The 11502-nt window shown below is 58.4% G+C and carries 11 protein-coding genes and 3 tRNA genes; 1 reads left to right on the top strand and 13 read right to left on the bottom strand.

Annotation, left to right across the window (positions count from 1 at the left end):
- Window positions 1-251 precede the first annotated feature (251 nt).
- From GBM95_RS09410 to GBM95_RS09400, 3 genes are all read right to left on the bottom strand, one after another.
- Window positions 252-851: a FumA C-terminus/TtdB family hydratase beta subunit gene (locus tag GBM95_RS09410; RefSeq protein WP_152158864.1), complete on the bottom strand. Its 600-nt coding sequence runs from the start codon at window positions 849-851 to the stop codon at window positions 252-254.
- Between the two features lie 2 nt (window positions 852-853).
- A complete protein-coding gene (locus tag GBM95_RS09405) occupies window positions 854-1771 on the bottom strand; it encodes a fumarate hydratase (RefSeq protein WP_152158863.1) in 918 nt (305 codons plus the stop codon).
- Between the two features lie 534 nt (window positions 1772-2305).
- Entirely contained in the window at window positions 2306-2686 is a 381-nt protein-coding gene (locus GBM95_RS09400) for a RidA family protein (RefSeq protein ID WP_152158862.1), read from the bottom strand.
- 147 nt (window positions 2687-2833) lie between these two features.
- Between GBM95_RS09400 and GBM95_RS09395 the strand changes: the two genes are divergently transcribed.
- Complete coding sequence (locus GBM95_RS09395) at window positions 2834-3082, top strand: hypothetical protein (protein WP_152158861.1); 249 nt, start codon at window positions 2834-2836, stop codon at window positions 3080-3082.
- Between the two features lie 209 nt (window positions 3083-3291).
- Here GBM95_RS09395 and GBM95_RS09390 read toward each other — a convergent pair.
- The 10 genes from GBM95_RS09390 to GBM95_RS09345 all read right to left on the bottom strand — a co-directional run bounded on the left by GBM95_RS09390 (window position 3292) and on the right by GBM95_RS09345 (window position 11482).
- Window positions 3292-3368 (bottom strand) — tRNA-Pro (locus GBM95_RS09390).
- Between the two features lie 58 nt (window positions 3369-3426).
- Window positions 3427-3816 (bottom strand): integration host factor subunit alpha, encoded by a 390-nt coding sequence (locus GBM95_RS09385; RefSeq protein ID WP_139687968.1) that lies wholly within the window; start codon window positions 3814-3816, stop codon window positions 3427-3429.
- Window positions 3817-3894: 78 nt separating this feature from the next.
- Window positions 3895-6312 (bottom strand): phenylalanine--tRNA ligase subunit beta, encoded by a 2418-nt coding sequence (gene pheT / locus GBM95_RS09380; protein ID WP_152158860.1) that lies wholly within the window; start codon window positions 6310-6312, stop codon window positions 3895-3897.
- Between the two features lie 24 nt (window positions 6313-6336).
- The gene (gene pheS / locus GBM95_RS09375) at window positions 6337-7353 is read right to left on the bottom strand and encodes a phenylalanine--tRNA ligase subunit alpha (RefSeq protein WP_139687970.1); all 1017 of its coding nucleotides are present in this window, start codon (window positions 7351-7353) and stop codon (window positions 6337-6339) included.
- 486 nt (window positions 7354-7839) lie between these two features.
- On the bottom strand, window positions 7840-8190 hold the full coding sequence (gene rplT, locus GBM95_RS09370) for a 50S ribosomal protein L20 (protein ID WP_139687971.1): 351 nt from the start codon (window positions 8188-8190) through the stop codon (window positions 7840-7842).
- Window positions 8191-8209: 19 nt separating this feature from the next.
- A complete protein-coding gene (rpmI, locus tag GBM95_RS09365; RefSeq protein ID WP_139687972.1) occupies window positions 8210-8407 on the bottom strand; it encodes a 50S ribosomal protein L35 in 198 nt (65 codons plus the stop codon).
- A gap of 159 nt (window positions 8408-8566) precedes the next feature.
- Window positions 8567-9088 (bottom strand): translation initiation factor IF-3, encoded by a 522-nt coding sequence (infC, locus tag GBM95_RS09360; protein WP_139687973.1) that lies wholly within the window; start codon window positions 9086-9088, stop codon window positions 8567-8569.
- Between the two features lie 45 nt (window positions 9089-9133).
- Window positions 9134-11050 (bottom strand): threonine--tRNA ligase, encoded by a 1917-nt coding sequence (gene thrS, locus GBM95_RS09355; RefSeq protein WP_152158859.1) that lies wholly within the window; start codon window positions 11048-11050, stop codon window positions 9134-9136.
- Between the two features lie 175 nt (window positions 11051-11225).
- Window positions 11226-11302: transfer RNA gene (locus GBM95_RS09350), tRNA-Val, on the bottom strand.
- Window positions 11303-11405: 103 nt separating this feature from the next.
- Window positions 11406-11482 (bottom strand) — tRNA-Val (locus GBM95_RS09345).
- Window positions 11483-11502 lie beyond the last annotated feature (20 nt).

Below are 11502 nucleotides of genomic sequence, written 5' to 3'. Positions count from 1 at the left end.
CGCCTGTTTTACGAATGAGAGTACCCTCTATGCACAGGCGGCTTGACCCCAAGCGCCACACAGCACCATCCGTCAACTATTAAATACCTTTGTTAATAAAGGCTCCCCTCCGGGAGGAGGGATTTACGAACGAGACCGGCTGAAAAATTAAAAAAGGCGGCAGCAACCGGACTTTAGGAGTGATAAATCCTGCTGCTGCCGTGCCTGGAAACAGTCCAGCCGGAGAACTGGCCGGACAGACTTTTAGGGAATCAGCAGCCGAGCTTGTCGAGGATCTTTTCCTCAACTTCAATAGCGTGCTTCTTTACTTCGTCGTAGCGGCTCGCACCATGCGAATCCATCGTGACGAGGAAGGGACCGAAGTGCTTGGCCTGAAGCGGCCACATCGCTTCGGGCATGCCGTGCTCGAACCAGTGAGGTTCCTTCGTGCCGACAATGCCGGCAGCCAGGACAACAGCGCAGCCCGGGCAGGCCTGAACATAGACCTGCTTGTACTTCTGCAGCGCAGCCTTGGTGCCTTCACCCATGCCGCCCTTGCCGATAATGACCTTGACGCCCTGTGCGCCGACAAAATCGGCATGCGGCTCCATGCGGATCGAAGTGGTCGGGCCGATAACGGAGAGGTACCACTTCCCTTCCTTATCTTTCTTCATCACGGGACCGGCGTGGAAGATCGCGCCGCCGCGGATGTCTTCGGGAAGCGGCTTGCCGGCTTCCACGAGCGCGCGCATCTCAAGGTGCGCCATGTCGCGGGCGGTGCAGACCTGACCGTTCAGATAAATAATGTCGCCCACCTTGAGCTTTTCAATCTGGGCATCATCAACGGGCAAATTAAGTTCGTACGTGGCCATCGTTATTCTCCAACCTGAAAGAGCTCTTCGGTGCGGCCGTCCGGATAGAAACGCAGGCCGAAGCGGCGGGCAACCCAGCAGTGGAAGTTGATGACGACCGGGCAGATTGCGGTATGCGTTGCCGCCCAGTCAATCTTCACAGCGAGCGCGGACGTATCACCGCCGATGCCGGCAGGACCGTTGCCGAGCATGTTGATGTCGGCAAGCAGCTCCTGCTCGAGTTCGTCGAAGAGCGGATCGGGATTGTGATCAAGCCAGCTGCGCGTCGAAATCGCTTCGCGCGAAAGCTTGGCCGCAACGTCCATCTGGCCGCCGAGGCCGATGCCGATTGAGAACGGCGGGCACGGATAACCGCGAGCGCCCATGAAGCCGTTGTTGCCGGTAATGGTGTCGAGAACGAGCTTCTTGAGGCCGGAATAGTTCTTGCCGAGCGTAGCCGGCGTGAGAATCTTCGCAACGTTCGGAAGTTCAGCGCCGCAGCCCTTCGCGCTCACGATGATTTCCACATAGGGAAGATCAGGCTGATAGCGAAGCTCATAGTTGGGCACGCCGCGGCCGGAGGAGTCTCCCGGATTAAAACGAGTAAGCGGATGCACAATCGACGGGCGGATGTAGCCCGCCTTCGTCGCTTCCTGAACGGACTTCGTGATATTGCTCATCAGGTTCGTGAGATTCGGCTGGAAGGCTTCGCCCCAGCGAATCCAAACCGTCGGAAAACCCGGCGACTGACAGACGGGCTTGTCCGTTTCGGTTGCGAGAGCGACGTTCTTCACCATCGTCTCAAGGAAGGTCTTCGCTTCCGCATTCGTTTCCTTGGCGGCGGCGTTCTTCATGAGATAAAGTACATCCGGCGAAATGCGGGTGCACGCCTTGTGCAGGAGGTCGTAAACATCCTGGTACTGCAGTTCAAGCGTTTTCATATGAGTCTCTTTGGATGGAAAGCTCTTGGAATACTGGTATACCGTAAAGGGCAGAGCAGTGAATGATGAAGGTTAGGTATGTTGAGATTTCTCCCTTTCACCTGCGCCGAACTCCGGGATGGCCGAACGGCATCATTGGTTCAAGGGGCTGGCAGCCTGGGGTACCTGCGGCAAGTCCCCCGACTCAAGCGGCCCGCTGGGCGCAGTGTTTCTCCAAACTGCAAAGGTATTCTGGAATGTTGGTATGCCAGTAGTCCACTAGTAAAAACCCCTGAAAACTATCCCTGCAGAGGTAGAAATGCCCGAACTTTTGATCTAACCCTTACTCCTGTGAAGCCCTTACTTTTCGTCCAGAGTCGTGGATAAAACCTAGATTGAATTTGTTAATCATCCTCCAGATTTTTATGGATTTTCGTATCAAAAAACGAAAAAAAGCTCCTCTCTGTCTTCGCTCGGATGAGGACAGAAAGGAGCTTGGACGAGTTCTGCGTCAAGGAGCAGGCGCAGAATCAACTTTTTGCGATGGATTCCAGCTTATTTAATCGCAATTGCCTCGATTTCGACCTTGGCTCCCTTCGGAAGGGCGGCAATCCCTACTGCCGAACGTGCCGGAGCACCGTTCGCAGGAAAATGCTTGGCATAAACCTCATTGAACGATGCAAAATCGCTGATGTCGGCGAGGAAGCAAGTTGTCTTCACAACCTTGCAGAGGGAAGAGCCGGCCGCTTCAAGGACCGCCTTGACATTGGCAATCGACGCTTCAGTCTGAGCCTTGATGTCTTCAGGCCTTTCACCCGTGGCCGGATTGATAGGCAGCTGGCCGGAACAGAACACAAAATTGCCGGCCTCAATGCCCTGAGAATACGGCCCGATGGCGGCAGGAGCCTTTTCCGTGCTGAGAATGGTCTTTTCCATTATCAAATCCTTTCCTGAATGCATCACAATATTAGAAGTCTTTTTTCAGGCTTCTTCATCGTTTTATGCGGATAAATGGTATACCGGTATCCCAAATTCGAAAAGTAGGATTATCCCTTGGGCTATTTTCCAAAACTGGCAGGTTTCATGGATCAGTTATCCTTAGATGCGCTTACGATTCTGAATCGGAAGCTGATCGGGCACTACAACTATTACGGGGTAAACGGCAACTACAGGGCGGTACGGGCCTCCTGGTGGTACGTAAAGTACGTAAAGAAGCGTCTCTACTGGACGCTCAAGCGACGGAGTCAGAAGCACCGCATCACTATCGAGAAATTCGGGGAGCTGTGGAGCAAGAACATCAGAAATCCGTTCTTGCCTGTCAATATCTGGTAATGGGGTAACCAGACATTAAACTGAAGAGCCGTATGCCTTAATAGGGCACGTGCGGTTAGGGGCGCTATTTCGCGCTTCCTCTCTACTCAACTAATGGAGTTTCAGCCGTTCCGACGAATGCTTTAGAAAGAATGATTTTTGACTTGACCTGTCTGAGAAATTTTCTGCAAATAACAAAAAAGGCCATCTTTCGATGACCTCATTTGTTCTGGTCGGGGCGGCGGGATTCGAACTCGCGACCCCTTGCACCCCATGCAAGTGCGCTACCAGGCTGCGCTACGCCCCGAACAGAAGCGGAATATTACCTGAAGATTTCGAAAAAAGCAAATTCAGGTTGAGTCCGCTTATTCCTTGTCCTTGAGGACGGCGCGCGTGCGGCGGGTGCGCGGCTGTTCCTGCGGCGGAATCAAATTGGTCGTCACGCGGGCGTTGAGCGTTCCCGAGGGATGGAAGGTGACGACGCGGCGCTCGGTGATGGTCACAGTTTCGCCGGTCTTCAGGTTGCGGCCCGGACGGGCAACCTTGTCGCGCACGGAGAAATTGCCGAGACCGGGGATCTTCACCGTGTCGCCCTTTTCAAGGTGCTCGGCGATGAGTTCGAAGAAGGTTTCGACGATGAGCTTCGCATGCGGACGATCAAGGTCCGGAATCTGCGCGATCAGCGCTTCGGCAATGCTCGCCTTATTGAGCGTGCGAATGTCCTGATCGTCCTGTTTTTCTTCCTGATCTTTCATATGTCTTCTTTTCTGTCGATGGAAATTTCTTAGGGCTCGCGCCGGTCCGCTCCACTGAGGAACGGACCGGGAGCGGAATTACTGACGCAGGCGGGCGCCCTTTTCCTCGAGCACTTCGAGAATAGCGCGGACGGCGCCTTCCGTCTGCTCGTCGTTCAGAGCCTCATCCGTGCGCGAATTAAGTTCGATCGCAAAGGCGAGCGACTTCTCGCCCGCACCCTCGCCTTCCTTCGGACGATAGAGGTCGAAGAGGCGGAAGTCGGTGAGGGGCGCAAGACGCAGATCCTTCTTCTTCGCGGCGGCAACCGCGTCGAAGAGCACCTGAACCTCCAGGTCGGCAGGAACCACCACGGCCAAGTCGCGCGTGACGGGCTGGAACTTGCTCACGGGCTTGTAGTCCGGGAGCGGGAGCTCCATGAGCGGGTCGACCGCGACTTCGAAGACCACAGGCGCATGCGTGAGGTCGAACTGCTGCATGACGCGCGGATGGAGTTCGCCGATGAAGCCGATGCGCTTCTCGCCGACGTAGATGCCGGCAGAACGCCCCGGATGGAGGGCCGGGAAGGATTCCTTCACGAAGCGGGCCTTGAGCGGGCGGATGAGGCGCTCGACGTCGCCCTTCACGTCGAAGAAGTCGACGCGGCGGGCAGGAACGCCCCACTGCGCATCATCGGCCGTGCCGTAGGCGAGGCCGGCGATGTGCTGCGGCTGACGCACGCCCTTCACCGTCCAGGGACCTTCCTCAACAGAAGTATCGGGGAAGAAGACGCGGCCGAGCTCGAAGACGCGTACGCGCTCAGCGCGGCGGTTGAGGTTGTAGCGAAGGATGTCGACGAGGCCCCCGATCAATTGCGTGCGCATGACGGAGAGCTGCGAGGCGATCGGATTGAGGAGTCGGATCGGCTTCTCGTTCGCGGCGAACGCGACTTCCCATTCTTCGGGAACGAAGGAGAAGTTGATGAGTTCCTGGTACCCGAGGTCCGCCATTTCAAGGCGAAGCGCATGCGCGGAGCGGCGCTCCTCGCGGGAGGGCTTCATCGCGATGCGGGCGAGCGGCGGACGGTCCGGAAGCTTTTCGTAGCCCCAGAGGCGGGCCACTTCCTCAATCAGATCCTCTTCGATTTCAATGTCGAAGCGGAAGGAAGGCGGAACCACCGTGAAGACGCCGTTTTCGAGCGTGTATTCGAAGCCGAGGCGCTTGAAGCTCTCTTCCATCGATTCGAGCGGGATGTCGACGCCCACCACCTTGCAGCAGCGGTCGACGCGCATCTTGACCGGAGCGCGTTCGGGGAGGTTCGCAACCACATCCTCGACCGGACCCACCTTGGTTTCGGGGGTGCCGCAGATGTCGAGAACGAGCTGCGTGATGTATTCGAGGTGCTCGGCGGTGCTCGCATAGTCGACGCCGCGTTCATAGCGGTAGGCGGCATCGGTCGAGAAGTTGAGCTTCCTGCAGCGGCCCTGAATGGCCTTCGGGAACCAGAAGGCGGACTCGATGAAGAGGTCCGTCGTTTCGTCGTTGATCGACGACCGGTCGCCGCCCATGATGCCCGCGAGGCATTCGGGCTCGTCGCCCGCGCAGATGACGCCGTACCAGGGGGTGAGCTCAACCGTTTCGCCGTTCAGAAGCTTCACGGATTCGCCGTCGCGCGCCCAGCGCACGGTGAGGCGGTCGGCGTTCAACTTCTTGATGTCGTAGAAGTGCGTCGGACGGCCGAGTTCGAGCATCACGTAGTTCGAGATGTCGACCAGAGCCGAAACCGAACGCTGGCCGGCGCGCTCAAGGCGGGACTTCATCCATTCCGGAGTCTTCGCCTTCGGGTTGAGGTTCCTGATCACGCGGCTCGAGAAGCGGCCGCAGAGGTCGGGCGCCTGAATCTCGACGGGGAGCCTGCACTCGCACGTGGCGGGAACCGGAGCCATCGAGGGAAGAATGAGGGGCGCGCCCGTGATGGCGTGCACGTCGCGGGCGACGCCCACGACGGAAAGCGCATCGCCGCGGTTCGGCGTGAGCTTCAATTCAATCTTCGCGTCGTCAAGGCGCGCATATTCGCGGATGTCGGTGCCGACCGGAGCGTCGTCCGGAAGGATCCAGATGCCGTCGTGGTTCTCGTTGATGCCGAGTTCGCGCGTCGAGCAGAGCATGCCCATCGACACCACGCCGCGGAGCTTGCTCTTCTTGATGCGGAAGTCGCCCGGGAGCACCGCGCCGATCGTGGCGCAGGCAACCTTGATCCCGGCCTTCACATTGGGAGCGCCGCAGACGATCTGGAGCGTCTCGCCGGTGCCGGCATTGACTTCGCAGACATGGAGGTGATCCGAATTCTCGTGATCGCGGCAGGTGAGGACCTCGGCAACTACAACGCCCGTGAAGGCGGGAGCAGCGGTCGTGACTTCCTCAACCTCAAGGCCCGCCATCGTAAGGGCTTCGGCGAGCTCATCGGTCGAAAGCGCCGGATTGACGTACTGGCGCAGCCATTCTTCAGTGAAAATCATTTTTCTCTTCTCTCTCCGCCGTTATCAGTTGAACTGCTTCAAGAAGCGCAGATCGCCCTCAAAGAAGAGGCGCAGATCGTCGATGCCGTAGCGCAGCATGGTGAGGCGCTCAAGGCCGGAGCCGAACGCAAAGCCGATGTACTTCTCGGGATCAAGTCCGTAGTTGCGCACCACGTTCGGGTGCACTTCGCCCGCGCCCGAAATCTCGAGCCAGCGGCCCTTGCGCGGACCGCTCGTGAACATCATGTCGACTTCGACCGAGGGTTCGGTGAAGGGGAAGTAGGACGGACGGAAGCGGACGATGAGGTCGTTCGTTTCAAAGAAGCAGCGCAGGAAGTCGCTGTAGACGCCCTTCAAGTCGGTAAAGCTGATGTTCTCGTCGATCCAGAGGCCTTCGACCTGATGGAACATGGGCGAGTGGGTCGCGTCGCTGTCGACGCGGTAGGTGCGGCCCGGGGCGATCACCTTGATGGGCGGCTGATGCGTGCGGGCATAGCGCACCTGCATGGGCGACGTATGCGGACGAAGCGGGAGGGGACGCCCCTCGTCGTCGTTGCGGTCGACGTAGAACGTATCCTGCATCGAGCGCGCCGGATGGTTGGGGGGATTGTTGAGCGCGGTGAAGCTGAACCAGTCGCTTTCAATTTCCGGACCGTCGGCAACATCAAAACCGATCGAGCGGAAGATTTCCTCAACGCGCATCCAGGTGCGGATCACCGGATGGATGCCGCCCTCGGAGCGGCCGCGCCCGGGGAGCGTCACGTCGATCGATTCGGCGGCGAGCTTCTGCTTCAGAGCTTCGTCGGCCAGAGCCTCGCGGCGGGCGTTGAGCGCCTCTTCAACCTGAGCCTTGGCGCGATTGATTTCCTGACCGCGCGCACGGCGTTCTTCGGGAGCGAGCTTCCCCAGCTCCTTCATGAGCATGGTGAGCCGGCCGGTCTTGCCGAGGTAGCGCGCCTTGGCGTCCTCAAGCGCGGCAGCCTGCCCCGCCTCGGCGAATTCGCGCTTTGCGGACTCGATGAGTTCGGAAAGATCCTGCATTTTGTATTCCAAAACGTTGAAATCTGAGGGACGCATCGAGCCCATTCACTTCCCGGAAAACTTCCGTCCGGGGGGAAAAGGCAGTCTGCGTCCTGACGTTCGGCTTCCGGGCGCAGTCCGGGGGGTATGGAGGAGGATGAAAAAAGCCTTCATCGGTCTCTCACCGGGCATTCAGGCGGGCAGCCGAATAATGCAAAGCGCCGGACATCCTTCAGGGAATCCGCGGGCGCTTCGCGCTGAAAGGGTGAATTCTACCTGCAATCCTCTGAGAATGCTGAAAAAAGATGGCGGGAAAGGATCTTCCGCGAAGCTGAAAGCCGATGTTTACGATGCTGGATTCCGGACGCAGGTCGCCCGCAAAGAGATGCAGGAATCTTTTTGGGTAACCCAAAAAGAAAAAGAGACCCAACCCCTTCCGGAACCGGATCTCCTTCACGAATCGTTCTTCGAAGGGAAATCCCTTCGAGTCAGCGACTCTGACCTCTATCAGGCGTTCTTGACGGAGGCGACGAGGGCGGCGAAGCCTTCCTTGTCGCTCACAGCCATGTCGGCGAGGACCTTGCGGTCAAGACCGATGCCGGCCTTCTTGAGGCCGTTCATGAACACAGAGTAGGTCATGCCGTTGGCGCGGGTGCCGGCATTGATGCGGGCGATCCACAGACGACGGAAAACGCGCTTCTTGTTGCGGCGGTCGCGATAGGCGTACTGGCCGGCGCGCATGACAGCCTGCTTGGCAACACGGAAAACGTTGTTGCGGCGCAGACGGTAACCCTTCGAGAGGGTGAAAATCTTCTTATGACGAGCACGAGCCGTCACACCACGCTTCACACGAGGCATCTTTATCTCCTTTCTTTAATTAGGCGTAGGGCAGCATGCGCTTGACGGACTTGATATCCGACTCGTGCACCGTGACCATGCCGCGCAGCTGACGCTTGTTCTTCGTCGTGCGGTGGGAAAGGATGTGGCGCTTCGTGGCGTGGGCGCGCTTGATCGAGCCGCTGGCACGCGGCTTGAACCGCTTCGCAGCGGCGCGCTTGGTCTTCATCTTCGGCATTTGCCGTTCCTCTATTTTTAGATAAGTCCCAGGCGTTCCCTTCAATGCCGAAGAGACGCTTCATTGAGCCCGGACTTACTTGTTATGCCGGCACGGCGATGAGACCGTACCGGCGAAAGACAGCGATTCTACTCGACTTTGAATCGAAACGGTGAAAAATCAGCGCTTCTTTTTCGGGGCGAGAACCATGATCATCTGACGGCCTTCGAGCTTCGGTGCGTGTTCGACCTGAGCCACGTCGGCGAGTTCGTCGCGAACGCGGTCCATGAGCTGGGCGCCGAACTGCTGGTGCGCCATTTCACGGCCGCGGAAGCGCAGCGTAACCTTCGCCTTGTCGCCGTCGGAGAGAAAACGCACAAGGCTGCGCAGCTTCGTCTGGAAGTCGTTCTCATCCGTTGCCGGGCGGAACTTCACTTCCTTGATCTGCACGACCTTCTGCTTCGCCTTCGCTTCCTGGGCCTTCTTCTGCTCCTGATAACGGAACTTGCCGTAATCCATCAGGCGGCAGACAGGCGGCACCGCATTGGGCGCAACCTCGACGAGATCAACGTCCGCGTCCTCTGCCATGCGAAGGGCTTCGGACGTGCGGACAATACCGATCTGGGCGCCATCGACGCCGGTCAGTCGGACCTCAGGAACTCGGATCTCACCATTGATCCGATGCTTTCTATCTTGAGCTATGGCTCTTCTCCCGAAAAATGAAGTGCTGGTGCGTCGGGCAGTCGGTTATTCACCACTGCCGCGGCTTTCGTTCTCAGCGAGGATGCGGCTGAGGAAATCCTCCACCCTCATCACGCCGAGATCCTTGCCGCCGCGCATGCGCACGGAAACCGTTCCAGCCTGAGCTTCCTTCTCGCCGACGACGAGAATGTACGGAATCTTTTGCAGGCTAAGTTCGCGAATTTTATAGTTGATCTTTTCACCGCGCAAATCACTGATAACACGGATGCGCGCATTGTGGAGCTTCTCAGCAACGCTCTTGGCGTATTCAGCCTGACCGTCCGTAATCGGCGCAACAGCGCACTGAACCGGTGCGAGCCACACCGGGAAGGCGCCCGCAAACTCTTCGATCAGCATGCCGATCCAGCGTTCGAGGGAACCGAGAATGGCGCGGTGGAGCATCACCGGAACCTTGCGGGTGTTGTCTTCGGCGACGTATTCAGCGCCGAGGCGGCCCGGCATCTGGAAGTCAACCTGGACCGTACCGCACTGCCAGGAGCGGCCGAGGCAGTCCTTGAGGTGATATTCGATCTTGGGACCGTAGAAGGCGCCCTCGCCCTCGAGGATCTCGTACTTGATCCCGAGCGCGTCAAGGCTCGACATCAGGGCGTGCTCAGCCTTGTCCCACACGGCGTCCTCGCCGATGCGCATGGCCGGGCGGGTCGCAACCTTGTAGGCGATTTCCTTGAAGCCGAAGTCGGCGTAGACCTTCTGAACGAGACCGGTGAAGTGCTCGCATTCGGCGAGGATCTGGTCCTCGGTGCAGAAGATGTGGCCGTCGTCCTGCGTGAAGCCGCGAACGCGCATGAGGCCGTGCAGAGCGCCAGAGGGCTCATTGCGGTGGCACTGACCGAATTCGCCGAAGCGAAGCGGCAGATCGCGGTAGCTGCGAAGCTTCGAATTGAAGAGCTGGATGTGGCCCGGACAGTTCATCGGCTTCAGAGCGTAGTAGCGGTTCTCCGACTCGGTCGTGAACATGTTCTCGCGGTACTTCGCCCAGTGGCCGGAGCGCTCCCAGAGGGAACGGTCGAGGAGCTGCGGCGCCTTCACTTCATCGTAGCCGTTGTCCTGGTAGACGCGGCGCATGTACTGCTCGATCACCTGCCAGAGCGCCCAGCCGCGGGCATGCCAAAAGATCATGCCGGGGGCTTCGTCCTGGAGGTGGAAGAGGTCGAGCTCGCGGCCGAGACGGCGGTGATCGCGCTTTTCAGCCTCTTCGAGCATCTTGAGGTAGGCCTTCTGATCGTCCTTCGTCGCCCAGGCCGTGCCGTAGATGCGCTGCAGCATTTCGTTCTTGCTGTCGCCGCGCCAGTAGGCGCCCGCAACCTTCATGAGGCGGTGCACCTTGAGGACGCCCGTCGACGGGACGTGAGGACCGCGGCAGAGATCGACGAAGTCGCCCTGGCGGTAGAGCGAAATCGTTTCGCCTTCGGGGATCGAGCTGATGATCTCAGCCTTGTAGTGTTCGCCCAGGGCCTTGAAGAAGTCGACCGCTTCGTTCCTCGGCATTTCCTCGCGAACGATGGGGATATTCTTCTTCACGAGCTCGTCCATGCGCTCCTCGATCTTCTGCAGATCTTCGGGCGTGAAGGGACGCGAATAGGAGAAGTCGTAGTAGAAGCCGTTTTCAATCGCCGGCCCGATCGTCACCTGCGCTTCCGGGAAGAGTTCCTTGACGGCCTGAGCCATCAGGTGCGCGGTCGAATGACGAATGATCTCAAGACCTTCCGGATCGCGGCCCGTGATGATCGACACGGCGGCATCAGCGGTGACCTTGTGCGAGAGGTCCACGAGCTTGCCGTCAACCTTGCCGGCAAGCGCAGCCTTGGCGAGACCAGCACCGATCGAGGCGGCGATTTCGCCGACCGTCACGGCATCGGCATATTCGCGCTTGGAACCGTCTGGAAGAGTGACTACTACCATTTTTTGAATCCTCACAAAAATTGCGGGCATAAAAAAAGTGCGGACCTGAGCCGCACTTTCTTTTGTTTTGAGTCTGCTGACAACAATGCGCCCACGCCCGATCTTAATGACGGAGCGCTGTTGTTCGCAAAGCCATCTGATTTAACGGCATCGTCAGCAATCCCAAAAAATATTCTGGTAGGCACGATTGGATTCGAACCAACGACCCCCACCATGTCAAGGTGATGCTCTAACCAACTGAGCTACGTGCCTGTCAAGGAGTTGATTGTATTGAACGCGTCCGCTCTAAGCAAGCTTTCATGTTCTTTACCGCCGGTTCCCTGTGTCCGGCTTTCTCGTCTCTCTGAAGCTTATCTGGTAGGCACGATTGGATTCGAACCAACGACCCCCACCATGTCAAGGTGATGCTCTAACCAACTGAGCTACGTGCCTGATAGAGCTTCACGAGCAAC

The organism is Sutterella seckii (genome assembly GCF_009183815.1).
Classification (GTDB): Bacteria; Pseudomonadota; Gammaproteobacteria; order Burkholderiales; family Burkholderiaceae_F; genus Sutterella; species Sutterella seckii.
This window is presented reverse-complemented; position numbering and strand designations above follow the sequence as displayed.

Bases quoted from the DNA above. Each gene is read 5' to 3' on its own strand.
- GBM95_RS09410 (WP_152158864.1), bottom strand. From the start codon at position 851: ATGGCCACGTACGAACTTAATTTGCCCGTTGATGATGCCCAGATTGAA.
- GBM95_RS09405 (WP_152158863.1), bottom strand. From the start codon at position 1,771: ATGAAAACGCTTGAACTGCAGTACCAGGATGTTTACGACCTCCTGCAC.
- GBM95_RS09400 (WP_152158862.1), bottom strand. From the start codon at position 2,686: ATGGAAAAGACCATTCTCAGCACGGAAAAGGCTCCTGCCGCCATCGGG.
- GBM95_RS09395 (WP_152158861.1), top strand. From the start codon at position 2,834: ATGGATCAGTTATCCTTAGATGCGCTTACGATTCTGAATCGGAAGCTG.
- GBM95_RS09385 (WP_139687968.1), bottom strand. From the start codon at position 3,816: ATGAAAGATCAGGAAGAAAAACAGGACGATCAGGACATTCGCACGCTC.
- pheT (WP_152158860.1), bottom strand. From the start codon at position 6,312: ATGATTTTCACTGAAGAATGGCTGCGCCAGTACGTCAATCCGGCGCTT.
- pheS (WP_139687970.1), bottom strand. From the start codon at position 7,353: ATGCAGGATCTTTCCGAACTCATCGAGTCCGCAAAGCGCGAATTCGCC.
- rplT (WP_139687971.1), bottom strand. From the start codon at position 8,190: ATGCCTCGTGTGAAGCGTGGTGTGACGGCTCGTGCTCGTCATAAGAAG.
- rpmI (WP_139687972.1), bottom strand. From the start codon at position 8,407: ATGCCGAAGATGAAGACCAAGCGCGCCGCTGCGAAGCGGTTCAAGCCG.
- thrS (WP_152158859.1), bottom strand. From the start codon at position 11,050: ATGGTAGTAGTCACTCTTCCAGACGGTTCCAAGCGCGAATATGCCGAT.